The organism is Mycobacterium ahvazicum (assembly GCF_900176255.2).
GTDB classification, from domain to species: Bacteria; Actinomycetota; Actinomycetes; order Mycobacteriales; family Mycobacteriaceae; genus Mycobacterium; species Mycobacterium ahvazicum.
Map to the genome: position 1 here is coordinate 1,171,721 of NZ_FXEG02000002.1, position 23,805 is coordinate 1,195,525.

The 23,805-nt window shown below is 66.9% G+C and carries 23 protein-coding genes; 8 read left to right on the forward strand and 15 right to left on the reverse strand.

Features of this window, described 5'->3' with window-relative positions:
• Window positions 1-24: 24 nt before the first annotated feature.
• Window positions 25-519: a MarR family winged helix-turn-helix transcriptional regulator gene (locus tag MAAFP003_RS07880; RefSeq protein ID WP_096285861.1), complete on the forward strand. Its 495-nt coding sequence runs from the start codon at window positions 25-27 to the stop codon at window positions 517-519.
• Here MAAFP003_RS07880 and MAAFP003_RS07885 read toward each other — a convergent pair.
• Window positions 505-2,781, reverse strand: coding sequence for an MMPL family transporter (locus MAAFP003_RS07885; RefSeq protein WP_096290963.1), 2,277 nt, complete (start codon window positions 2,779-2,781; stop codon window positions 505-507). The genes MAAFP003_RS07880 and MAAFP003_RS07885 overlap by 15 nt on opposite strands.
• A gap of 178 nt (window positions 2,782-2,959) precedes the next feature.
• Here MAAFP003_RS07885 and MAAFP003_RS07890 point away from each other — a divergent pair, with 178 nt between their 5' ends.
• Genes MAAFP003_RS07890 through MAAFP003_RS07900 form a run of 3 tightly spaced genes read left to right on the forward strand, consistent with a single transcriptional unit; the run spans window position 2,960 to window position 5,960 of the window.
• Window positions 2,960-3,613 (forward strand): SOUL family heme-binding protein, encoded by a 654-nt coding sequence (locus MAAFP003_RS07890; protein WP_096285862.1) that lies wholly within the window; start codon window positions 2,960-2,962, stop codon window positions 3,611-3,613.
• A 2-nt stretch (window positions 3,614-3,615) separates the two neighbouring features.
• Window positions 3,616-4,662 (forward strand): type 2 isopentenyl-diphosphate Delta-isomerase, encoded by a 1,047-nt coding sequence (fni, locus tag MAAFP003_RS07895; protein WP_096285864.1) that lies wholly within the window; start codon window positions 3,616-3,618, stop codon window positions 4,660-4,662.
• Window positions 4,659-5,960, forward strand: coding sequence for a glycosyltransferase (locus MAAFP003_RS07900; protein WP_243393822.1), 1,302 nt, complete (start codon window positions 4,659-4,661; stop codon window positions 5,958-5,960). Before fni ends, MAAFP003_RS07900 begins: the two co-directional genes overlap by 4 nt.
• Here the strand turns inward: MAAFP003_RS07900 and MAAFP003_RS07905 are convergent.
• The 9 genes from MAAFP003_RS07905 to MAAFP003_RS07945 form a co-directional block, all read right to left on the reverse strand.
• Entirely contained in the window at window positions 5,899-6,459 is a 561-nt protein-coding gene (locus MAAFP003_RS07905; protein WP_207768482.1) for a MarR family winged helix-turn-helix transcriptional regulator, read from the reverse strand. The genes MAAFP003_RS07900 and MAAFP003_RS07905 overlap by 62 nt on opposite strands.
• 210 nt (window positions 6,460-6,669) lie before the next feature.
• Window positions 6,670-7,665 carry a DUF5914 domain-containing protein gene (locus MAAFP003_RS07910; RefSeq protein ID WP_096285868.1) on the reverse strand — a complete coding sequence of 332 codons (996 nt, stop codon included), beginning with the start codon at window positions 7,663-7,665 and terminating at the stop codon, window positions 6,670-6,672.
• Window positions 7,662-9,191, reverse strand: coding sequence for an FAD-dependent oxidoreductase (locus tag MAAFP003_RS07915; protein WP_096285870.1), 1,530 nt, complete (start codon window positions 9,189-9,191; stop codon window positions 7,662-7,664). Before MAAFP003_RS07915 ends, MAAFP003_RS07910 begins: the two co-directional genes overlap by 4 nt.
• Window positions 9,188-9,913 (reverse strand): class I SAM-dependent methyltransferase, encoded by a 726-nt coding sequence (locus MAAFP003_RS07920; RefSeq protein ID WP_096285872.1) that lies wholly within the window; start codon window positions 9,911-9,913, stop codon window positions 9,188-9,190. Before MAAFP003_RS07920 ends, MAAFP003_RS07915 begins: the two co-directional genes overlap by 4 nt.
• Window positions 9,900-10,211, reverse strand: coding sequence for a lycopene cyclase domain-containing protein (locus tag MAAFP003_RS07925; protein ID WP_096285874.1), 312 nt, complete (start codon window positions 10,209-10,211; stop codon window positions 9,900-9,902). The genes MAAFP003_RS07920 and MAAFP003_RS07925 overlap by 14 nt, the downstream gene beginning before the upstream one ends.
• The gene (locus MAAFP003_RS07930) at window positions 10,208-10,531 is read right to left on the reverse strand and encodes a lycopene cyclase domain-containing protein (protein WP_096285876.1); all 324 of its coding nucleotides are present in this window, start codon (window positions 10,529-10,531) and stop codon (window positions 10,208-10,210) included. The genes MAAFP003_RS07925 and MAAFP003_RS07930 overlap by 4 nt, the downstream gene beginning before the upstream one ends.
• Complete coding sequence (locus MAAFP003_RS07935) at window positions 10,528-11,493, reverse strand: phytoene/squalene synthase family protein (protein ID WP_096285878.1); 966 nt, start codon at window positions 11,491-11,493, stop codon at window positions 10,528-10,530. Before MAAFP003_RS07935 ends, MAAFP003_RS07930 begins: the two co-directional genes overlap by 4 nt.
• Window positions 11,490-13,013 carry a phytoene desaturase family protein gene (crtI, locus tag MAAFP003_RS07940; protein ID WP_096285880.1) on the reverse strand — a complete coding sequence of 508 codons (1,524 nt, stop codon included), beginning with the start codon at window positions 13,011-13,013 and terminating at the stop codon, window positions 11,490-11,492. Before crtI ends, MAAFP003_RS07935 begins: the two co-directional genes overlap by 4 nt.
• Window positions 13,010-14,101: a polyprenyl synthetase family protein gene (locus MAAFP003_RS07945; RefSeq protein WP_096290965.1), complete on the reverse strand. Its 1,092-nt coding sequence runs from the start codon at window positions 14,099-14,101 to the stop codon at window positions 13,010-13,012. Before MAAFP003_RS07945 ends, crtI begins: the two co-directional genes overlap by 4 nt.
• A gap of 346 nt (window positions 14,102-14,447) precedes the next feature.
• Here MAAFP003_RS07945 and MAAFP003_RS07950 point away from each other — a divergent pair, with 346 nt between their 5' ends.
• Entirely contained in the window at window positions 14,448-15,182 is a 735-nt protein-coding gene (locus MAAFP003_RS07950) for a catalase family protein (protein WP_423790864.1), read from the forward strand.
• Here MAAFP003_RS07950 and MAAFP003_RS07955 read toward each other — a convergent pair.
• Complete coding sequence (locus MAAFP003_RS07955) at window positions 15,179-16,543, reverse strand: TIGR01777 family oxidoreductase (RefSeq protein ID WP_096285884.1); 1,365 nt, start codon at window positions 16,541-16,543, stop codon at window positions 15,179-15,181. The two genes, MAAFP003_RS07950 and MAAFP003_RS07955, sit on opposite strands and share 4 nt — an antisense overlap.
• 64 nt (window positions 16,544-16,607) lie before the next feature.
• Between MAAFP003_RS07955 and MAAFP003_RS07960 the strand changes: the two genes are divergently transcribed.
• On the forward strand, window positions 16,608-17,582 hold the full coding sequence (locus MAAFP003_RS07960) for an SDR family NAD(P)-dependent oxidoreductase (protein ID WP_096290966.1): 975 nt from the start codon (window positions 16,608-16,610) through the stop codon (window positions 17,580-17,582).
• Window positions 17,583-17,585: 3 nt separating this feature from the next.
• Here MAAFP003_RS07960 and MAAFP003_RS07965 read toward each other — a convergent pair whose 3' ends face one another.
• The 3 genes from MAAFP003_RS07965 to MAAFP003_RS07975 all read right to left on the reverse strand — a co-directional run bounded on the left by MAAFP003_RS07965 (window position 17,586) and on the right by MAAFP003_RS07975 (window position 21,347).
• Complete coding sequence (locus MAAFP003_RS07965) at window positions 17,586-18,830, reverse strand: glycosyltransferase family 4 protein (RefSeq protein ID WP_096285886.1); 1,245 nt, start codon at window positions 18,828-18,830, stop codon at window positions 17,586-17,588.
• Between the two features lie 106 nt (window positions 18,831-18,936).
• The gene (locus tag MAAFP003_RS07970; protein ID WP_096285888.1) at window positions 18,937-20,511 is read right to left on the reverse strand and encodes a 1,4-alpha-glucan branching protein domain-containing protein; all 1,575 of its coding nucleotides are present in this window, start codon (window positions 20,509-20,511) and stop codon (window positions 18,937-18,939) included.
• A complete protein-coding gene (locus MAAFP003_RS07975) occupies window positions 20,508-21,347 on the reverse strand; it encodes a class I SAM-dependent methyltransferase (protein ID WP_096285890.1) in 840 nt (279 codons plus the stop codon). The genes MAAFP003_RS07970 and MAAFP003_RS07975 overlap by 4 nt, the downstream gene beginning before the upstream one ends.
• A gap of 229 nt (window positions 21,348-21,576) precedes the next feature.
• Between MAAFP003_RS07975 and MAAFP003_RS07980 the strand changes: the two genes are divergently transcribed.
• Entirely contained in the window at window positions 21,577-22,368 is a 792-nt protein-coding gene (locus tag MAAFP003_RS07980; protein ID WP_096285892.1) for an electron transfer flavoprotein subunit beta/FixA family protein, read from the forward strand.
• A 41-nt stretch (window positions 22,369-22,409) separates the two neighbouring features.
• Entirely contained in the window at window positions 22,410-23,366 is a 957-nt protein-coding gene (locus tag MAAFP003_RS07985; protein WP_096285894.1) for an electron transfer flavoprotein subunit alpha/FixB family protein, read from the forward strand.
• A 61-nt stretch (window positions 23,367-23,427) separates the two neighbouring features.
• Here the strand turns inward: MAAFP003_RS07985 and MAAFP003_RS07990 are convergent, their stop codons facing one another.
• Window positions 23,428-23,805, reverse strand: coding sequence for an SRPBCC family protein (locus tag MAAFP003_RS07990; protein ID WP_243393825.1), 378 nt, complete (start codon window positions 23,803-23,805; stop codon window positions 23,428-23,430).

The following is a 23,805-nucleotide window of genomic DNA, read 5'->3' on the forward strand; positions in this document are numbered from 1 at the left end:
GGAAAGCGCTATGCTGCGATTCTGATGTACCCCAACGAGGGCTCCCCCGAACGTGTTCGGCTCGAAGCACTGATTGCGGCCGACGCACGTACCCTCAGCGCAGAGTCCGACCAGATGGGTCGAGTGTTCGCGGCGGTACACCGGTTGCATCCCAATGACTTTCGCGCCCTTTTGCACATCCTGGTGGCCGAGACTTCCGGGGCGCCACTGACATCGGGGGAGTTGGGCCAACGGATGGGCTTGTCCGCGGCGGCCATCACCTACCTGGTCGAGCGCATGATCAACTCCGGTCACATCACCCGAGATTCGGACGCAAACGATCGTCGCAAGGTCATCCTGCGGTACTCCGATCCCGGTATGGCGACCGCCCGCTCGTTCTTCAGCCCCTTGGGCATCCATACTCGTGCGGCGCTCGATGACTTACCTGATGCGGATTTGGCTGCGGCACATCGGGTCTTCACGGCAGTTATCGCGGCAATGCGCCACTTCCAGGGTGAGTTGGGCTCAGCCCAGCCCTAGCCGCGCCGCACGGTCGCCGAAGGTGCGATCGTGCCATCGTGCCAGCGGCGCGGGGGCCCACCAGTTCAGGCCGCCAAGCACATGCATGAATGCCGGCACGAGTAGCACGCGCACCACAGTCGCGTCCATCAAGACGGCGATCGTCAGTCCCAAACCGAACATCCGCATGAAGGACACCCCGGCGGAGATCAGCGCCGCGAAAGAGATCGACATCAGCAGCGCCGCGGCGGTGATGATCCGGCCCGTGCGCGCCAGACCCAGGGCGATACTTTCGTCGTTGTCCGTCCGCGTGCGCGGTGAGCTGAGCCAATACTCGCGGATCCGGGCAAGCAGAAAGACCTCGTAGTCCATCGACAATCCGAAGGCGATGCAGAACATCAGCACCGGGACGTTGACCGCCAGCGTGCCCGTCGACGTGGTTCCTGCCGCCCCCAGGTGGCCGTCTTGAAAGATCCACACCAAGGCACCGAACGTCGCGGTCAGCGACAGCACGTTGAGTAGCACCGCCTTGACCGGAAGTATCACGCTGCCGGTAAGCAGGAAGATCAGCAACATTGTGACGACGGCGATGAACGCGAACACGAACGGCAGCCGGGAGGTGATGCCGTCGATGCAATCACGATTCGTTTGTGCCAGACCGGTGATCAGGACACGTCGGTCTTGCGGCGGGACGACCGCGTGCAAGCGAGCCAGTTGTGCCTCTGACGCTCGTGTGAAAAGCGGTGCCGTGCTTTCAACGGTCAGGTACGCGCTGCCCCCCGCGATCCCGGCCGGAGCCGACGGCGGACCCTTGGCCTCACCGGCGACGAAGGTTCCGGTCGGAGAGGACACCGCAGAGACATCGGTGACTCGGGACAGCCGCATCGCGTAGTTGTCCAGCTCGGTCGTTGTCAGACCGTCGGATTCGGGAAAGACGACCTTCACTCGGGTCTCTGAATTTGTGCCGAATTCGGTACGGACTCGATCGTTGACGATTCGGGCCGTCGACGATCTCGGCAGTACTCGGTCGTCGGGATAGCCCCATCTGACGCCGAGGAACGGCGCACCGAGCACCAGCAAGACTGCCGTGAGGGCCATCCCAACTGGGATCGCGCGACGCATAACCAATTTCGCGGTTCGGTACCAGAAGCTCTGTTGCACCCCCCGTTGTGCTGACGGGCGAGGGAGGAGCCGACGACCCCATTGCCAGACGTTCAGCGCGTCGAGCCGGTCTCCGATCAGCGCGATCGCTGCGGGCGCCACCACCACCGCCGCCACGGCGGCGAACACGACCACTGCCGTCCCGGCGTAGGCGAAGGACTTGAGGAAATACATCGGGAACAGTGCCGTAGCAGCCAGTGCCAGCGCCACCGTGCTCGCCGAGAACAACACGGTCCGGCCGGCCGTGGTCACGGTTTTCACCAACGCCTCGTCGGGACCCACCCCGTCCGCACGCTCGTCGCGGTAGCGGCTGATAATCAGCAACGTGTAGTCGATGGCCAGGGCGAACGCCAGTGCCACCGTCACGTTGAGGGCAAAGACCGATACGTTCGTCAGCAACGCGATCGCGCGCAATACCGCGAGTGAACCCGCGATCGCCAAAGCGCCGACGGCCATCGGTAGTGCCGCGGCCGGTATCCCGCCGAACACCCAGACCAGCGCGATGAAACTCAGCGGTATCGCGATGACTTCCATTCGCAGCAGGTCTTTTGCGGTCTGCTGGTTGATCTGTTCAAACACCAATGCCGATCCACCCGCCCGCACCGTCACTCCTTGCCGGTCACCTACGTAACGCTCTGCGAGTGACTGGGCACGCTTGGGAGCGCTGTTCTCATCCCCGTTGAGAGCGACGAGGATCATCGCGGTGTTTCCGTCCGCGGTGAGTAAGCCGGGCGCAGGTCGGGAGTCCCACGGGGATGCCACCTGAGATACGAACGGAGATTTCACAAGTTGCCCGACGATCTCGGTCCCGACCGTCCTTGCTGAGCCGTCCCGGGCGCCGTTGGGCGAACTCACCAACAGAATGAGTTCGAGCTCACCCTGATTGAACTTTCCGGCGATTATTGCCGCGCCGCGCGCCGATTCGGAAGTTGGGTCCATGAATCCGCCGGCCGACAGGCTGTTGGCAGCGGGCAGGCCAAATACGGTGGTGGCCAACAGGACTAACAGCGCTATTGCGATAACTCGCTTGGGGTGTTTCACGCACAATCGCGCCGCTCGCGCCAGGGGGCCGCGGCCTGCATCTTCCCTCGGCGGGCGCCGGCGGGCGAGCACGCGCCCCATGCCGCGCGATGACTTCAGCGATTTCTGACGGGCGGCGGATCCCAAGGCGAGTGTGACCTCCAACCGTTGGTTCCCGCGGCTTCGGTGGCGGCGATCGATGCCGAGATTACGTTAAGTAACTGAAACATTCAAGTATTTAACTAAAACCCATCTTCCGATAGGCTGGCGTGTATTCCAAATGAGTGAGGTTGCTGTGTTCGGGTCGATAGCAAGCATGGTCGGGCAGCTGCTCGAGGCGGCGGGTTCGGTGGTCGGGTACCGTCACGGCACCGAGGAGCCCGACCATAGCGTCGAGAAGCTGACTGAGAACGTGGAAATCCGCCGCTACGGTGCACGGATCGCCGCGGAAACAACGGTGCGAGCCGACGAAGAGAGTGCCCGCAACGCGGGCTTCCGGCGGCTTGCCCGGTACATATTCGGTGCCAACCGCGACAGCCAGAAGATCGCCATGACGGCACCGGTTGAACAGCGCACCGGCAAAGGCGAGAAGATAGCCATGACTGCACCGGTGGCCCAAGTCCGAGCCGGCGACCAGGAATGGGTGATCCGGTTCTTCATGCCTGCCGACAAGACGCTGGAGTCGTTGCCGGTGCCCGACGACGCGGAAGTCAGGCTGGTCAGCGTGCCGCCGGAGACGATGGCGGTACGTCGGTTCTCCGGCAGCCGAAGTGCCCGCGCTGTTGCCGCGCAGACCGCTGAGTTGTTCAATACGTTGCGCGACAACGGATTCAAAGCCACCGATGAGCCCGCAGCGTGGTTCTACGATCCGCCGTGGACAGTTCCGCCGTTGCGGCGCAATGAAATTGCGGTGCCGGTCAAGCGGACCGGATAACAATGACGGCCGACCGCGCTGAATTGACCACACGTAAACGCCGGCACATCGACGTTTGTCTGCACGATGACGTCGGGTATCAGGGCACGACGACCGGTTTGGAACGCTACACGTTGCCCTACAACGCCTTGACCCAGACCAACCTCGACGACATCGACTTGTCCACCGAATTTCTCGGGGTGCGGTTGCGGGCGCCCGTGCTGCTGGGCGCGATGACCGGCGGCGCGCAGTTGTCGGGCACCATCAATCGGCATCTGGCCGCAGCGGCGCAGAAACTCGGCCTCGGGATGATGCTGGGGTCACAGCGGATCATGCTCGAGAGCGCGTTGGGCGAACGTGCCGCCCCCAGCTTCACCGTGCGTGACGTGGCACCAGACGTGCTGCTGTTCGGCAACATCGGGCTGTCGCAGTTCACCAAGGATACGATAGGCGACATCGCGCAAGCACTTGACCGGGTGGGGGCGAATGCCCTTGCCGTGCACACGAATCCGTTGCAGGAGGCAATGCAGGACAACGGCGATACCGACTTTGCCGGTTCACTGGACCGACTCCATGACCTCACCGATAAGCTCGGCTACCCCGTACTGTTGAAGGAGGTCGGCCACGGGATCGGCGCCACAGCGATCGCCGAACTGCTACGGCCCACCGGTGCGGCGCCGGTGGCGGCCATTGATGTGGCGGGCGCGGGCGGCACATCATGGTCGCGCGTGGAGCAATTCGTCCGTTACGGCGAGCTGCGCTATCCAGATCTGGCGGACTGGGGCATACCCACCGCGCAGGCGGTGCGCGAGGTGCGTGCGGCCCTGCCGGACATACCGTTGGTCGCCTCCGGTGGAATACGAACCGGCACCGATGCCGTCAAAGCGCTGTGTCTGGGTGCCGACGTCGTGGCCGTTGCTCGCCCGCTGCTGTCGGCTGCCGTCGAATCAGCCTCTGCGGTAACAGACTTCCTGCAGGGATTCATCGACGAGATGCGAATATGCCTGCACGGATGCGGTGCACAAGATCTGGGTGCAATCCGACAGATCGGCGTGAGCACAGTCCCGTGAGGCAGGCGCGAGTTCTTGCGTACGGGTCGCCCGCGCTAGGCCACGTGTATCCGCTGGCCGCGCTGCTGCGGGAAATGGCGGCGCGCGGCCATCAGGTGCACCTGCGCACCCAAGCCGCGCAGGTGCAAGCCATGGCGGCCATCGGATTTCGCGCCGAGCCCGTCGATCCGCGGATTGAGGCGATCACCGGGCAGGACCGGCTGGCCACCAACCCCTTTGGGATGTTGAAGTCCACCATCGACGTGCTGTGCCGGCGGGCAGTCGTTGAAGTCGACGACCTGCGCCGTGCTATCGAGTCCGTGGCACCCGACGTGATCATCGTCGACGCCAACTGCTGGGGGGCTATCTCGGCTGCCGAGGCCAGTGGCGTTGGGTGGCTGGTGTTTTCCCCCTTTACGCCGTACTTGAGTTCACGCGCAGCCCCGCCGTTCGGCCCCGGTTTCCGGCCCATGAGTGGTTTGGCCGGACGCATCCGCGACGCACAGGTACGTCCAATGGTCCACCATCTCTTCGATCGCCGGATACTGAAGAGCGTCAACCCGATTCGGGTAGCGTTGGAGGTGAGCCCGGTCGGCTCGGTGGACGAACTGATGAGACGCGCGCCGCTGCTGTTGGCGGTGGGGGGTGAACCCTTCGAATATCCGCACCCCGATTGGGACGACTCGGTGCATTTCCTTGGTGCGTGTTTTTTCGAGCCCACCCCGGCGGTGGTGCCCGAGTGGCTATCGGCCATCGACGATCCGATCGTATTGGTGAGCACGTCCTCGATCCCGCAGGCCGACGCCAAGCTGGGGCAGATGGCGTTGCGCGCGTTGGCCGATCAGCCCGTCCACGTAGTCGCCACCTTCCCGGCCGGGGTGCCCGCGGAGCTGCCGCGGACAACCAACGCCACCGTGTGCCAATTCGTGCAGCACAGCGTGATACTCGACCGTGCGATCTGCGCGGTGACGCACGCGGGGATGGGGGCCACGGTGAAGGCGCTCAGCCGGGGTGTGCCGGTCTGCGCCGTGCCTTTCGGGCGCGATCAGGCTGAGGTCGCCCGCCGCGTTCAGGTAGCGCGGTGCGGCACCCGGCTGCCGGCTAGAAGGCTGACACCCACCCGGCTCGCCGAAGCGGTCCGCAGGGCGTCGGCGATGACCGATGGTGCGCGCCGGGTGGCCGCGGGTTTCGCCGCTACCGGGGGCGTGGCACGCGGTGCCGACCTGATCGAGCAACGCTTGTTGGGCACCGCACGGCTTACTGCGCAGGGCCCTGACGCCGGTGCGGCTCCGCGGGTTCGGAGTTCGCAGACGAGTTAGGCACCGAGGTGAGGACTTCCTCCTCGAACGTCGACATCGCCGTGATCATCGCGGTGAAGACACGGTGCGCGGCCATCAAGTCGTCGTCGCTGAGATCGGCCATCGCGGTGGTGAAATGCGCACCGAGAGGTTTGAAGAAGGAATGGGCCATGGTCATACCGGTGACCTCGTAGCGCAATAGCCACTTGCGCCGGTCCTTCGGGTCGGGTTCACGCCGGATATGTCCGGCTTCGATCATCCGATCGACGAGATAGGTGATCGCCGCGGGGGACACGTCCATTCGCTGCCGTAGCTGCGCCAACGTCAACGGCTCCCCGGCCGTCTCGGCGACCATGATGTGCAGCAGCGCGTGGAAGTCGCTACTGCTGACTTCGTTCATGCGCGCGAAATGACGGCCAACCCGGTCGGATCGCGCGGTCATGGCCCGCAGATCGGCCGACAGCGATCTCTCCAGCTCAGCACGGCTGAGTTGCGGGTCATGCGCGCGGCTGTTGGTCACTTACCGGATCCTTCACTAGTTACACCAGGGTATCCGCGCGCTTTGCCGAGAACGACTCGAGCAGGCGCGTCAGAGGTGAACCTAGCGGAGCGGTCGAGGGAAAAGCGTCAGGCTCGGGTCGGGTCGTGGCCCTTGTCGGTCAATACCTGTCGCCTTTCTGTCGGTCGCGGGCCGGGTTCGGCTACCGGGCGAACGCCGCTGAAATCGCGGTCAGCTGCCGGAGCGGATCCGATATCGGCGTTCGGCGTAATCGATGTCGTCGCGCCACAGCCGCTTGGTGGCGAAGCGCACCAGGCGGGTGATGATCGGCGCCGCACGCCCGGCAAATCGGAATCCCGGTCGCTCCGAATGCGCGACGACGGCTTCAATGACGGCAACCCGCGGACGTCCATCCGGCCCCGGGCCCAGCGGCGTGGCGTGAGTTTCCACGACGCTGCCGGTTCCTTCGCCTTCGACGATGCGCATCACGACGGTGCGGGCCTCCGGGCTGGTGAATTCCGCTATCACCGGAACGCCGATTGGGCCCATCCGGAACGTGACCGCGACGATGAAGCGGTCGTCCTGCTCCGTCGGGGCGGTGAGCACCTCCAGCTCGGTGAACGAGTAAGGGTGAAACCATGCGCCGTGCCAGGGGTCGAGCCGGTTGGCGATGATGTCGGCCGGCTCGCAGTGGCCGACCAGGTGAGCGACGGTGTGCACCGTTTCGCCGGTCGGTCGGGTAGGGATGTTCGGCGCGTCCAGTGGTGCCTCGCCGCCGACGGAGTCGAGGCGTACCCAGGCCAGCACGCCATCGTCATGACTGGGATAGGGCCGCCAACGCATTTCGCATGTCTGGCCGTCCAGCGCCAGGCCGTGCCACCGACAGAACAACACACCCTCGCGCACCACCCCGGTCGAAAGGTCGGCGCCCAGATGTGGACAGCCCGCCGGCCCGACGCACAGTCGGTCGTCTTTGTCGCGCCAGGCGACGAGCTCGATGCCCGCGACGCACGCGCCGAGCGGGCGATCGCGCCGGATGTCTGCGCTTGCGGCAAATGCGTACCAGTTACCGGTCGGCCTGGACTGGGACCGAGCCAAGGCGGCCTCGATGAGGGCCGGGTTCGCGTCGCGGTAGGTCGGTCGCTGCTCGGACCACGGGCTGCGCGGCATGATCTCGACCGGCCAGTCTTTCGGCAGCCGGCGGCGTAGCTGGTCGCGGACGTTCATAGCGAGCGTCCTTGCCGTTCGGCCAGCGACCGAAGCAACCTCGACCGGCCACGGATCGGAACCGTGCACAGCTCGTGGCCGGCCAGTCCCCATCTCGCGAGCAGCCGGTTAGCGGCCACCCAGCCGGTCGTGGCGGCCCGCTCCATCAGTGCGACAGGCAGATCCACCCGAACACCGTCACCGGCCAGCATCAGGGCGGGTTGTGGTGTGGTGACGGTCGGCCGGCGCGCATAGGTGCCGGGGGCGAACAGGGGGCAATCGCTTCGGCGCAGCACACGTTCGCGCACCACTCGCGCAGTTGCGGTCTCGGGGTACATTCGGTGCAGCTGTCCAATCGCCGCTTCCTGCGGGGTATCGCTATCGATTGCATACGAATGTAATTCGACAACGGAGCCGCCGGTGCGGCGGGTCCATTCGGCCGCTTCGCGCTCATAACGCTCGAGCACGCTGATGTTGTCCAACGGGGGATGGCCGGCGGTGCCGAGGAAGGGCGCTCGCGCCGGGTCCACCGGCCGGTCCAGCCAGAGGCGATGAACCACGAATGGCGGCGCGGTCCGTAATTCGCGAATCCTGCTGTACCACTCGTCGTCTCCGAGGCCTGGGGACGCGGCCACGACTTGCTGCAGACCGCGCGTGTCGAGTGCGAGTACCACGGCATCGGCGTCGAACCGCTCGGCCGAATTCGTCTCCACCCGCAGGCAGCTGTTCGCGCCGGGGGCAACGCGGCGAACCTCTGTTCCGAGGTGCACCCGAACGCCCCGATCTTCCAGGTATTCCCGCAGCGGATCCCACAGGCTCACATTGAAGTTCGCGTTCGCAACGTCGAAGAGCAGACCTTCATTGGAACCCAGGAAGTAGATGTGGAACATCGTCGCCAGTTCCGCGGCCGACAACTGGTCGGGCGCCGCGAAGAAGCTGCGCGAGAACACCTCGAACGCGAGGTGACGCGCCGACTCCGGGAAGTTGAGGCTTTTCAGGAATGATTCGGCGTCGATGTGGTCGAGCTGCCAGTAGATGTCGGGCACCGAGACCGCAGCCAGCGGTGCCGCGGTGCGAGCATCGATGCGGGCCAGGTCGCCGAGTCGAAAAGTCGGGCTGCGCAAGGCGAATGCGAGCGCATTCCACGGCGGTGTTCGCGGCAACCCTTCGAAGGTGTCACGCCGGCCCGCGCCGTCAACCAACGGATAGTCGTCGACGCCGACGAGCATCCGCAGTTGTGGATCGACGCGGCGCAGCAGTGCGCGCAGGTTGTAGTACTGTCGGAAGAACGCGTGAAACCCGCGGTTCATCGCAAAGTCGTTGCCCGGCTGAGGTTCTCCAGGCTCGGTCCAGCCGCCGACCCGGCCGCCCAGGTAGCCTTCGCGTTCGACGATGTCGACGGTGACACCGCGTTCGGCCAGGCCGGCAGCGGCAGTCAGGCCGGCGATGCCCGCTCCGACGACCACGGCACGGGGCGGCGACGGCAGTGCCCGTGCGTCGGGCAACCCCGGCGGTGCCGGGTGAAGGTGGCGGCGGCGGTCGGTCATTGCGGCGCATCCCCCCGGAAGGTGTGGACGATGTTGCGTTGCCAGCCGGGGACCGTGTCGCTGCGCACCGAGGTGAAACCCGCGTCACGCATCCGGAGCTGGAACCGCGCGGCCCCGTCGAAGGTCAGCACGCTGCGCCACAGGTGGCGGTACAGCACAGTGTCGCGCGTTTGCAAGCCGCCAGCGGGAATGATGATGCCCCAACATACCGCATGCCAAATCCACCGCGCCACAAGCGAATCACGCACCGAGTACTCGTGCGCCACCAGAGTGCCGCCCGGACGCAGCAGGTCTCGAAACGCTGACAGCGCAGCGTCGGGATCGGCGAGGTTTCGCAGCAGATATGCCGCCAGGATGCCGTCGAATGGTCCGTCGACACCGTGCTCACCGAGCGTTTCGACGCGCGAAAGCACAAACCGCACGGATGGCGGCCATCGCTTTTTCCTTGCGGCGTCCAGCATTCCGTTCGCCGCGTCCACCGCGACGATCTCGGCTTCGGGCGCGACCTTCAGCAGCGCCGCCGTGGATGCACCGGTACCGCAACCCGCGTCCAGCAATCGCAGACCCCGGCCGCGGCCGGGAAGTTGCATACGGTGTGCGGACAGCTCCAGGGCTGAGTGGTAGCCCGGGTTGGCTCCGACCAATCGGTCATAGGCGTGCGCGCCGACGTTGAACGCCGTCGGCACGTCGTCGCGGGGCAGACCCCTGTCATCTATGCGCACGCTGGTACTCCCAGAGCAATAATACGGCCGTGACCATGGCGAACCCGAACAGGAAATCCTCGATCGGGATGTCGAACGGGAACCGAATCCCGCTGGTGTCGCGGTCGTTGTACAACACGATAGGCGCGCTGCGTTTGGTCAGCCAGCCGTCGACCGGTACTTGGAAACCGAGCACGATCACCATCGACAACCAATAGGCGAGTCGCCTGAACAGCCCGGTATGCAGCAGGGCGAACTCCAGCCCGATCACCGCCAGCACCGACACGACGGCGGGCACGGTGTAGCCCAGGCCGATCATCGGCGCCGGCCTCGCCCCAGCATGGCGGTGACCGCGTTGTAGGTCAGCAAGGCGCACAACGGAATCACCACGAAGAACAGCAACTCTTCCACCGGGATGCGAAACGGAATGTGCATGCCGCTGAGGTAGGCCGCGTTGTACGTCCAGACCCCGGCGGCGATCGCGACCGCGTCCCACACCAGGAACACGGCGGCAACCGGGAGCACCGCGCGCAGCAGGCGCAGCGGCTGGCGGTAGACGCCGGGCCTAAACAGCTCCAGCGGCGCCGTGATCGCCAGGCACAACCCCAGCACGATCAGGTACTGCCAACGGTCGCTCACACGCCACCGCGCTTCCGGTGTTCGGTGTCGGCGCCGGACTCGGCGAACCGGAGCCGCCAGGACCACAGCAGTCCCTTCGCGGCGACCTGGAGTCGTCGTGGCATCCCGACCGTCGCCCGGCCGGCGAATACCGAGAAGTCGGTTTCTTCAATGCGGTCCAGGATCTCGGAATAGAGCGTCAACGCGGTCGCGACGCAGGGCCGGGACCTGGGTGCCAGCAGCGAGATCCCATTGGCGGCGTAACGATAGATGTTGCGGGTGATGTCGTGCTGCGCCGCCAGTGCCGCGCGCACGCGCGGATCGGTTTGGCGGTGGCTGTGACACCACATCAGCAGGTCGCGATCGACACCGTGACTGGCGAGTTCGTCGGCGGGCAGATAGACCCGGTTTCGCTGCAGATCCTCGTCGACGTCGCGCAAGAAGTTGGTGAGTTGAAAGGAGCGGCCCAGGGCCGCCGCACATGACGCTGCCTCTGTCGGGTCCCCGACTATGCCGAGTATCGGAAGCATCTGCAATCCAATGACTTCCGCGGAGCCGCGCATGTAGACATCCAGTGCGTCACGGTTCGGGTAGTCGGTGACGGTGAGATCCATCCGCATGGAGGCGAGGAAGTCCTCGAACAGATCCGCGGCGATGCCGTAGCGAGCGATGGTGTGGTTGACCGCGACGAGAACGGGTTCATCCTCATGCGGGTCGGCCGAGAAAAACCGATCGGACAGCCGCTGCAGCCGCTCTGCGCGCGCCTGCGCGTCCAGGGCCGCGTCGAACTCATCGAGGATGTCGTCGGCGTGGCGGGCGAAGCCGTACAACGCGTGGACAGCCGGACGCTGATCCGGCGCCAGCAGGCGCGTCGCCAAGAAGTAGGTGCGGCCGTTGTTGGCCGCGATCTTCCGGCACTGGCGATAGGCGAGCCGAAGCCGCGGGTCGTCGACTCCGGCTGCATCCAATTCGGTGCGGATCATCGCAGCGGCGCCTTCATATCGAGAACTGTTGCGGTCCGGTTCTTTTCGATGGCAACCCCGGTAATCCGGTCGGCAGCCAGCCGCCCGGAGATCAGCGTGGTGGGCACACCCACGCCGGGCACCGTCGACGAGCCGGCCAGCACGGCGTTCGCGATTCCGCGCACGGTGTTGGCGGGCCGGAAAGGACCGGTCTGGGCGAAGGTGTGGGCCAGCGCGAACGGGGTGCCGGCCGCCATGCCTTGACGTGCCCAATCTTCGGGGGTGACGACGCCGAGGATTTCGGCGCTGTCGCGCAGCCCGGGCAGCAGGCGTTCCTGCACCGTATCCAGCAGGGTGTCCGCGTATGCGGGACCGCGGCGCGCCCAGTCGATGGGTCCGTGCGCCAGGTTCGGCGCCGGAGCCAACACATAGAGCAGATCGCGTCCGTCGGGGGCCAGACCAGGGTCGCTGACGGTGGGCCGAGTCACCAGCAAGGACGGGTCTCGCATGGTGCGTCCGTCGCGGATGATGTCGGTGAACGTCTGCTCCCAGGACTCGCCGAAAAGTATGGTGTGGTGCGCTTGTTGAGCCGCAGCGGCGGCGTGACAACCCACATGCATGACCACCGCGGACGGGGCCGGGCGTGGCGGCAATAGCCGGCGTGGTCGCCGGCCCAACAGCTGATAGGTAAGCGGCAGTTCGGTGGTCAGGACGATCGCGTCGCACTCAATGCGATCGCCGTCGGCGGTGCGCACCGCGGTGACCTGCTCACCGTCGCGGTCCAGCGCAGAAACCGTTGACCCGTAACGAAACTGGACTCCGGCCCCGATGGCGGCCGACGCGAGGGCGTCGGGCAGCGCGCGGACGCCGCCGCGGGTGAAGAAGACGCCGGCGACCGTGTCCATGTAGGCGATCACCGCGTACACGGCCAGCGCCTGCTGTGGCGCGACGCCGGCATACAGGGACTGAAAGGTGAAAATCCGCCGTAGCCGCGGGTCACTGATGTGACGCCGGACCATGGTTTCCCACCGCCGGAACCCGCCCATCGCCGCGAGTTGCACCAGCCTGCGGTTCACCAGGGACAGTGGAGAGTTGAAGTTGGATCCGATGAAGCCGTCGAATTCCGTGCGGTACAGGCGATCCAGCCAGTCGCGTAGCTGTAGGTAGCCCGACGCCTGCTGTGGGCCGGCGAACTCGCGTATCGCCGCGGTCATCGCCACGGCGTCGGTGTGGACGTCGATGCTGCTGCCGTCGGCGAACATGGCTCGGTAGGCCGGGTCGATCGGCATCAGGTCGACGAATTCCGAGCGGTCTTTACCGACCGCGGCAAACGGCTCGTCGATGATGTCGGGCATGGTGAGCACCGTCGGCCCGGTGTCGATCCGATAGCCGCCGACGTCGAGTCGGCCCGCTCGTCCACCCGGCCAAGCCTCACGCTCGACCACCGTGACCTCGCGGCCCCGTCCGGCCAGATGCAACGCTGCCGACAGGCCCGCGAATCCGGCTCCGACCACGACGACGCGGTCGCTTCGTGCGCTCACGCGGCCCGCCTGGTGCAGACGCTGGCCATGTCGACCAGTGCGCTCATGATCAGATCGTCGATCGATCCACCGGTTAGGGCGTTACACGCGGTGGCGACGCTGTCATCGATCAAACCCTCGATGAATTGCACCGCCCCGGTGGCCAAGATCATGTTGCGCCAGTATTCCACCGCGGCCTCGTCAAGGCACTCGCAATTCATCAGCTCGCTGAACTGCCGTCGGGTGGCGGCATCGGCGAGTTGGTAAGCAGCCACCACGACGCTGGTCGCTTTGCGTTCGCTGAGATCGCCCCCGTTGGGCTTGCCCGTGACGGTGGGAGAGCCGAAGACGCCGAGGATGTCGTCGCGCAACTGGAACGCCTCGCCGATGGCCGCACCGTACTGGCCAAGGCTGGTCAATACCCGTTCGTCGCAGCCCGCCATCGCCGCACCGATCTCCAACGGTCGTCGTACCGTGTAGTTGCCGGACTTCATCCGGGCCACCCGCAGGACCGAATCCATCGTCGGCAGATCGCGCAGATCGGTTGCCAGGTCGGCGAATTGGCCTACCGCCAGCTCGGTACGCATGGCGTCGTAGCGCGGCCAGGCGCGCTGCAGCGGCTCGGCCGCCAGCCCGCTGTCGCGAAGCATCTGTTCGGCCCAGACCAGGCACAGGTCGCCGAGCAAGATCGCCGCGGATTCACCGAACCGCAGCGACGAACCGGCAAGGCCGCGCTGTCGATGCCAGTCGGCGAACTGGACGTGCGCCGCCGGACGGCCGCGCCGCGACGGCGAACAGTCCATCACGTCGTCCTGCAGTAAGGCGAACGCCTGCAGCAACTCTAGACTGGCTGTCGCCGACAGCGCCGCGCTGTCCGGCCCTGCGCCACACAGCCAGCCCAGATACATGAACGTCGAACGCAGGCATTTTCCGTCTGTGACGAATTCCAGCAAAACATCGCCGGCGACGTCGACGCCGGAGGGGGCCAAGTCGTCGGCGCAGCGCACGGCGACGAACCGCGTCAGCTCGGCGAGGACGGCTTCTCTCAGGCCGGTCCGCCACGCTCGCAGTTGACCCGGCTGGGGTGGCAGTAGAGCAATCGACGGCAGCGCTTCGACCGGTCGTACTTGCGGAAACGAACGCACCGTGCCCACCGAAGCACCCCCAGCACGGTTGGTCGGCCGCTGTTGCGAACGGCTCAGATTCACGCGTTGGTACCCCTTCGACGAGACAACAAACGGGCGACTGACGGTTCTAGGGCGAGGTCTGTCCACCGGTCAGTTGCATATGAGTTCTGGTTCATCTGCTTAAACATTAAATTATTGAACGACCGAGCGCATCCCCCACCCTACGGGTTTGATCGGCTTTAGGCCGGGTACCTGCAGCGACACGGCAATCACACGCACCGCAGGGCGTTATTCGCACAGCTCAGGCACTGTTTGTGTGGTTCCTTAGATGTTTCTAACAACCGAAAAAAGGAGTCCGCCGGTGAGTGTTTCCGACGTTGTCGCGCTGCCGTTCCGATTGGGATCGGCGGTGCGCGGTCGCCGGTTCTTTCATCCCGCCGGGGTACTGGCCAAAGGCCACGCGGAGCGGGTCGCACCGGCCCAATGCGGTCTGCCATTCCCGTCGGGTGACGTTGTCGTGCGCTGGTCTAAGGCCGTGGGCACACCCGGGTCTCTCCCCGATTTCATCGGCTTGGCCATCCGCATCGCGGACCCGCAGCCACGCGCCGGACTGTGGGACATTCTGCTCGTCTCGGCCGGTTCCGGAGTAGTGACGCGTGCGGTGGCGTTGCGGCCGGTCGCATCGTGGACTGGGCAGACGATGACCAATCTCATGCCCCTGCGCTACCGGGAAAGGCCCTGGTGGTTGCGCGCCCGCATCGATACCGAGATCGGTGGCACCGGCCTGTCCCTCACGGACGTGGCCGGCCGGATCCAGTCCGGCGGAATCGATGTCACCCTGGACCAGGCCGGGGGCAGAGGTGATTTCACACCGTTGGCACGGCTGCACGTGTCCGATCTCGTCGACGCGGGGCGCGCGGATGTCTCGTTCGATCCCGTCCTTAATACCGCGCCCGGCGTGACGCTGTATCCGGGCTGGCTTGCCGATCTTCGTGGCCGGGCTTACCAGCGCAGCCGGGAAGGCCGGTTCTCCGGGCTGTTCGCGGCACGCCGCGAGTCCTAATTGCGCACAGTTTCGCGACCGAGCAGGTGGCGTAGGGCGCCGTCCAGCTCGGGTTGGCGGAAGCGGTGCCCGGCGCGGTCCAGCTTCTCTGGCGCAACCCGCTGATTGGCCAGGGCGAGTTCCCGGGCCCCCTGCTCGCCGAGCAAGATTCGCGGCCCCAGCGGCGGAACCGGCAGTACCGCGGGCCGCCGCAGCACGTGGGCCAGCGTGCGGGTGTACTCACTGTTGCGAACCGGTTGCGGCGCAACAGCATTCACCGGACCAGAAAGCTTGGTGTCCCACAGTGCCCGGTGATAAACATCGATCAGGTCGTCGATCCCTATCCAGGACAACCACTGCCGGCCATTGCCGAGCCGGCCACCGAGACCGGCGCTGAACAGCGGACGCATCAGTTTCAGTGTGCCGCCGCGGGGCGATTGCACGATGCCGGTGCGCACCTGCACCACCCGCGCCCCGGCCTGGGCGGCCGGCGCGGTCGCATCCTCCCAGTCCGCGACGACGTCGGCCAGAAATCCGTCGCCACGCTCGCTTGCCTCGGTGAGGTTCTCGTCGTCGCGGTCGTATCCGTAGTAGCCAATGGCCGAAGCCGAGATCAGCATCGGGGGGCCGGCGGTTATGCTCGCCACCAGTTCGGCCAGCCGACGGGTTGGACCAATCCTGCTGTCGTGCACCGCTTTCCGGTGTTCTTCGGTGAACCGCCCGGCGATCGATGCGCCGGCCAGATGGATCACCGCGTCGACCCCGGTCAACAGATCCGGGTTGGGGTCGTCGGGATTCCACTGTCGTTCGTCGTCGCCACGCGCCCGGTGGCGGACGAGTCGCAGGACGCGATGGCCGCCGGTACTCAGGAACGCGCACAGCGCCGACCCGACCAGTCCCGACGACCCGGTGACCGCCACGGTCAGCGGGTTGAGCCCGCGCCGGGCCGCCAGCCGATGAGCCGCCAAATCGTCGGCCAGCTGGCGGTGCCGATAGACGAACATGGGCCGCAAAGCGGCGCCGGGCACCGGAGTCTGGACGCGGTCGATCACCTCGGTCCGGTTGTCGCCGAGGTCTTCGAATTCGTGGATGTGTCGCCACCGCACGGCGACGCGGGCGGGCAGCGAGGCCAGCCCGTCACTGCCGATGGAGTCGACGAACCGCCGTGGCGGGTCGTAGCCGTCGGCCTGGTGCTGGGCCACCCAGCGCAGCCCACCCGGCAGGGCGAGTTCGGCCCTTCCGTCTTCGAGTGAGGCCGCCTCGGTGACCAATCGCATCGGCGACCATGGGGGCGACAGCCGCTCGAAGGCGCCCGGGCGTGCGTACCAGGCGAACACGTCCTCGCGCGGCGCATCCACCACGCTTGAATATTCGAGTCCCATCGTTCGATTCTTACCCGATGACGACGAAGGCATGCCTTGCGCCGTGGTGGGTAACTCAGACGGCATGAGTATTAACGGCGCCCTGCGGTCCCTGCTCGACACCGCTCTGGACCGGTCGATCGTCGGAGGCTATACCCGTGTCGGCTATCAACTGCGCAGCCTGGGATGGCCAGACGACCCAGCGCCGCACGCGCTGAAGGGAAAAACGGCGCTCGTCACCGGGGCCAACCGGGGCATCGGCAAGGCGATTGCGACAGGCCTGGCGGAGTTGGGAGCGAGCGTGCTGTTGACGGTGCGCGACGAGACGAGCGGTGAGCTGGCCCGAAATGAGATCGTCGACGCCAACCCCGAGGCCGACGTGCAGGTGGAGGTGTGCGACGTCGCCGACCTCTCCGCAGTGCGTGCCTTCGCGGCTGAGTTGTCCGCGCGGGTGTGGGAATTGGACGTGCTGATCCACAACGCCGGGGTGTTGCCGCCGCAGCGGGCCGAGACCGCCGATCGCCATGAGGTCACCCTGGCCACCCACGTGCTGGGGCCGGTGCTGTTGACCGAGTGCTTGCTTCCGGTCCTGCGCGGCGCCGAGAACCCGCGGGTGATCTTCATGTCCTCGGGCGGGATGTACACGCAGTCGCTGCCCGCCGACGACCCCGAGTACTCCGACGAGCCGTACAGCGGGGTCACCGCGTACGCACGGACCAAGCGGATGCAGGTGGCGTTGACGCCGATCCTGTCCCGCCACTGGGCCGACGACGGCATCCGCGTCTATTCGATGCACCCCGGGTGGGCCGATACGCCCGGGGTGGCCACGTCGCTTCCCGGTTTCCGGGCGCTCACCGGTCCGCTGCTGCGCACGCCCGAACAGGGAGCCGACACCGCGATCTGGCTGGCCGCCACCGAACCGGCGCCACCCAGCGGTGGTTTCTGGCATGACCGGCGGCCCCGCCCTGAGCACTATCTGCCGTTGACCAGACACGGCGAGCGTGAGCGCGAACGCCTTTGGCGCTATTGCGCCTATTCGATCGGCATCGACAACGCGTGAGACTCAGCGGTCGGGCAGCGCGTGCTCGGAGATCGGCAGCCGGGGCAACGGCTGACGCTCGCCGCGCTTGGCCGCCACATACACCTGCGCGGTGTGCCCGGCGACGGTGCGCCAGTCGAAGTCTGAGGTGAGCCGCTCGCGGGCGGCGCGAGCACGCTGCTGCGCGGCGGCCGGATCGTCGAGCACCGTGCGCACCGCCGCGGCCAGTCCGGTCACGTCGCGCGGCGCGCACGACACCCCGGTCTGCCCGTTGATCACCGCTTCACCCAGGCCGCCGATGTTGGAGGTCACCAAGGGCGCGCCGGCCGCGGCGGCCTCCAAGGCCACGAGCCCGAACGGCTCGTAATGGCTTGGGAACACCGCGGCGTCGGCCCGGTGCAGCGCCGCCAACAGTTCATCGTGGTGCAGGTGCCCGACGAAGCGAGTTGCCTTGAGTACCCGGTGTTTACGGGCCTGCTCGACGAGCCAGTCCTGCTGGGTTCCGTCGCCGGCGATGGTCAGCGTGGTGCCCGGGTTGGTGCGCCTGATCCGCGGCAGCGCGGCGATCAGGTCGTGCACACCCTTCTCGTACTCCAGCCGCCCCACGTAGAGGAGTTCGGCGGGCCCGGTGCGGGGGCGCCGCAGCGCGAATGGCCAACGGGCCGCGTCGATTCCGTTGGGGATCACCGTAGTTTCGGCCAGGCCGGGTCCGAACAGTTCGGTGATCTCGTCGCTCATCGACGCCGAACATGTGATCAGCGAATCGGATTCACGCACCAGCCACGATTCGACCGCGTGCACCTGACGGCTGATCGCTCCGGAAACCCAGCCCGAATGCCTGCCGGCCTCGGTCGCGTGGATCGTGGAAACCATTGGTACGTCGTAGTATTGGGCGAGCGTGATGGCGGGATGGGCAACCAGCCAATCGTGCGCATGCACCACGTCGGGTTGCCACAATCGCTGCGTGCCCGGTTTCTTGAGTGCGAGCCCGGCGCGGATCATCGCGTGCCCCATCGCCAGGGTCCAGGCCATCATGTCTGTGCCGAAAGCGAATTCGTGCGGATCCTGGGCGGCGGCGATCACCCGTACACCCTCGCTGATCTCGTCGGAGGACGGGTGCGTGCTGGGGTCGGTGCCGGTCGGGCGGCGCGACAGCACCACCACGTCGTGGCCGGCGGCGGCCAGCGCGGTCGACAGGTGATGCACGTGACGGCCCAGGCCGCCTATCACGACCGGCGGGTACTCCCAGGACACCATCAGGACTTTCACGCGCAGCCCCCTTGTCGCCGAGACTGCGCCCACGGCGTGGATTTGGCTCCGAAGCACACCGTGGCCGCAGTCTCGGCGCCACCGCTGCAGACTCGGCGCCGGGCTGTCATCGCGGCAGCCTTCGGGCATCCAGCGCGCCGAATAGACCGTCGGCGCGGTTCCATCCGTCGGCCAGCCGTTGCGCGGTGTCGCGGCGGCCCGAGGCCAGCGCCCCGGCGATCTCGCGGGTGGCGTGCGCGTGCAGATGGGCGCGGTAGCGGGCGTAGTCGGCGGCGGAGTCCTTGCTGACCATGAACGGCCAGTCGCTGGACACCGTCAGCAGCGTCTCCCGCAGGATCTGGTCGGCGACGCGGTCGCGCGGGGTCGGGCCGTCGCAGTTCTGCGACAGTGCCTTGTCCACGGTGCTCAGGGCGGTGTCGACGACCTCGGTGTTGAGCTGGACCAGGTCGGCCACCTGCTCCCCGGCCCACACCTGCCAGTCCTTGCCCGAGCCCCACGAACTGGGCGGCAGCGCCACCGACTCGCCGACGAATCCGCCGTCCAGCGCATCGGACAGCGTGCCGACCCGCACTCCGGCGGCGGGCAACGCCCGCAGCACCCGGGCCAGCCACGTCGGGCCCTCGTACCACCAGTGGCCGAACAGTTCGGTGTCGAAGGCGGCGATGACGTGAGCCGGGCGCCCGATGCGCTCGGACTCGCTGCGCAGCCGGTTGCGCACGACGTCGACAAAGTCGGCGACATGCACGTCCACCGCGCGCTCGGCGCGCTCGGGGTCATACGGCGCCTTGGCATCCGAGGACACGTTGCGTCCGGTGACCCGCGCCGGCTTGAGCCCGGTGAGGTGGTCGTAGGTGTGGAAGTCGCGGTACGCGGCGTGGCCGGGGTAGCCGGATTTCGGCGACCACACCCGGTAGCTGACCTGCAGGTCGCGCCCGAACGCCACGACATTCGTGTCACCGACGGGTCGTCCCAGCGCCGTGTCGCCGTGCAGCGAGGGACCGTCGACCATGAAGTGGGTGATCCCGGCGCCGGCGTAGTCGCGTTCCATCCTCGGGGCGTAGGCGCACTCGGGCGCCCAGATGCCGCCGGGGCGGTATGCCAGCCGTTGCTGCGCGTCGGCCAGGCCCTCGCGCAACGCGAATTCACGCAACCGCGGGGCGAGCAGCGGCTGGAAGGGGTGGGCCAGCGGGCCGCCGAGCAACTCCACGGTTCCGGCGTCGATCAGGCTGCGCAGTAGCGGGCTGGCGCCGTGCTGCCACAGCGTGGCGTAATCCTCGAGCGCCCGATCCGCCTCCGCGCACTCGCGAATTCCGAACTCCCGCAACGCTTCCGGTGTGCAGGATTGGTAGCCGGCCGACTTCGACTTGGGGATCGACCGCACGCTGGCGGCCTCGGCCGCCCGCAGCCTCCAGTTCGCCAGCCAGTGATGCATGCCGTCGAGGCAGTACGGGTCGTCGAGTTGCGCGTTGACCACCGGGGTGACCCCGAGGGTGACCAACCGGTGGCGATCCTCGTCGGCCAGGGTGCGCAGCACGCGCAGCAGCGGCAGGTAAGCCGCGGCCCACGATTGGTACAGCCATTCCTCGCCGACCGGCCAGCGGCCGTGGTGGGCCAGCCACGGCAGGTGGGTATGCAGCACCAGAGTGAACATGCCGGGCACCGGTGTCGCGGAATTGCTCACGGCCGCACCGCAATCGCGACCAGATCCAGGCTGTCGTCAATAGGATGCGTGTCCCGGTCCCCGGCGCCGACGAGCTCGAAGTCGTCGATGGTGACCGCGGCGACGTCGGCGGCCAGCTGCGGCGGCCATGGCACTCCCTCGTCGCCGGCCACCGCCAGTGCGATCTGCGCCTCGATAATCGAACCGCCGTGACGCAAATCCATTTCGCGCAGGCGGGCGCCGTGGAACAGGCCGCTGACCGCCACCCGGGTGAACCCGGCGTCGACCAGCAACTCGGTCAGCTCGTCGGCGTTCAATTCCCTGGTATGGAACGGGTTGATCGGGGTGTCGCGGCCGGGGGAGAAGGTGATGCGGTTGGGCGTCGACATCATCAGCAACCCGGACGGCCGCAGCACCCGCGCGCATTCCTTGACGAACTGGGTCTGGTCCCACAGGTGTTCGATGACCTGGAAATTCACCACGACGTCCATCGAGGCGTCCGGCAACGGGAGCTCGGCCAGGTTGGCCTGCATGACGTCCACCCTGGGGTAGCGGCTGCGGACGTGAGCCACCGCTGCCTCGTCATAGTCCACCGCGATCACCCGGCGGGCGACGTCGGCGATCAAATCCGCGCCGTAACCTTCGCCACATCCGGCCTCGAGCACGTCACGGTCCACACAGTGCTTAGCCAGCCGCTGATAAACCACTTGATGGCGGCGGAACCAATAGTTCTCGATGTCCAGGTCAGGAATCGTGCGCTCGCCCGTCAGCGTCAACACCCCCGGATTAGCAGGCAAGACCTCCGGCGCTGTGCCGGCGGGCGGGTGCTGGGGGGCGTCGGGGACGAATGCGCTCATTGCATAGGGAGGCTAACGCGAAGTGCCGGATTCGCGAACCGCTCAGCGGGTAGGCCAGGGTCGCGGGGGGAGGCGGGCCTGCAAGAACCTGCAGTACGACCCGCTATGGTGTGAGAGCAGGCCGCACAAAGTTACCCAGTAGTAACACCCGTGTGCGTTGCGAAACACGTACTGAAAAGTCTCGTTGCTCACTGCCGCGGGACTCCTTCGAGGAGGACGAACCACACTCATGACGAACATCGTGGTCCTGATCAAGCAGGTCCCTGACACCTGGTCGGAGCGCAAGCTGAGCGACGGCGATTTCACGCTGGATCGAGAGGCCGCCGACGCCGTGCTGGACGAGATCAACGAGCGCGCCGTCGAAGAGGCCCTGCAGATCCGCGAGCGTGAGGGCGGTGAGGGTTCGGTGACGGTGCTGACCGCCGGACCCGAGCGCGCCACCGAGGCGATCCGCAAGGCGCTGTCCATGGGTGCCGACAAGGCCGTGCACCTCAAGGACGACGGCCTGCACGGATCGGACGTCATCCAGACCGGGTGGGCCCTGGCGCGCGCGCTGGGCACCATCGAGGGCACCGAACTGGTCATCGCCGGTAACGAGGCCACCGACGGTACGGGCGGCGCGGTTCCGGCGGTCATCGCCGAGTACCTGGGCCTGCCGCAGCTGACCCACCTGCGCAAGCTGTCCATCGAGGGCGACAAGGTCACCGGAGAGCGCGAGACCGACGACGGCGTCTTCACGCTGGAGGCCACCCTGCCCGCGGTGGTCAGCGTCACCGAGAAGATCAACGAACCGCGCTTCCCGTCCTTCAAGGGCATCATGGCCGCCAAGAAGAAAGAGGTCACGGTGCTGACCCTGGCCGAGATCGGCGTCGAGAGCGACGAGGTCGGGCTGGCCAACGCCGGGTCCACCGTGCTGTCCTCGACGCCGAAGCCCCCCAAGACCGCGGGTGAGAAGGTCACCGACGAGGGCGAGGGCGGCAACGACATCGCCAAGTACCTGGTCGGCCAGAAGATCATCTGACACGAGCACCCACCCAAGACACGAGAAGAGCGAGATAACCCATGGCTGAAGTTCTGGTGCTCGTTGAGCACGCCGAAGGTGCGGTCAAGAAAGTCACCGCCGAATTGATCACCGCCGCCCGCGCGCTGGGCGAGCCGTCCGCCGTCGTCGTCGGCGCGCCGGGCACCGCCGCGCCGCTGGCCGACGGACTCAAGGAGGCCGGCGCCGCCAAGATCTACGTCGCCGAGTCCGACGACGTCGACAAGTACCTGCTCACCCCGGTCGTCGACGTGCTGGCCTCGCTGGTCGAATCCGCTTCTCCGGCAGCGGTTTTGCTCGCCGCCAACGCTGACGGCAAGGAGATCGCCGGCCGGCTCGCGGCTCGGCTCGGGTCCGGCCTGCTCGTCGACGTGGTCGAGGTCAAGGAAGGCAACAAGGCGACCTACTCCATCTTCGGTGGCGCGTTCACCGTCGAGGCGCAGGCCAACGGCGACACCCCGATCATCACCGTCCGTGCCGGTGCGGTCGACGCGGAGCCGCAGGCCGGCGCCGGCGAAGAGGTCAAGGTCGAGGTCCCGGCGCCCGCCGAGAACGCCACCAAGGTCACCTCGCGTGAGCCCGCCGTCGCCGGCGACCGCCCGGAGCTGACCGAGGCCACGATCGTGGTATCCGGGGGCCGCGGTGTCGGCAGTGCGGAGAACTTCGAGGTCGTCGAGAAGCTGGCCGACTCGCTCGGCGCGGCCGTCGGCGCGTCGCGTGCGGCCGTCGACTCCGGCTACTACCCGGGCCAGTTCCAGGTGGGCCAGACCGGCAAGACGGTGTCGCCGCAGCTGTACATCGCGCTGGGCATCTCGGGCGCCATCCAGCACCGCGCGGGCATGCAGACCTCCAAGACGATCATCGCGGTCAACAAGGACGAAGAGGCGCCGATCTTCGAGATCGCCGACTACGGCGTGGTGGGCGACCTGTTCAAGGTCGCGCCGCAGCTGACCGACGCGGTCAAGACCCGCAAGGGCTGATTCTTTCGTCACGCAAACGCCCCCGCACGCACGTCGCGTCGGGGGGTTTTGCGTGCCCGGTCTACCCGCGCGTCAGCATCTCGTCGATGCGCCGCAACGCGATCGCGCACACCGTCGCATAAGGCGCCGCCCACCACGGCACCTCCATGCTGGCCCGGGTGCCGTCGGTAGCCGGGTCCACCCGATGCCGCGTCGCGGGGATCCCGGCCACCCGCCACGCCCAGGAACGGCCCGGCTCGAATTCGGTGATCACAAACGGCGCCGCAACCAGCAACGACGTCTGCACCGTGCCGGTGGCATGCAGCGCCAGTTCTGCGTACGGCTCGTCAAGCCGGGCCCGGCGGATCGTCGGGCCCCAGCGTGGCCACGCGTCGAGGTCGGCCAGCAACTCCCATACCACCGGCGGCGGCGCGGCGATCGTTCTGTCGACGGTGAGCAC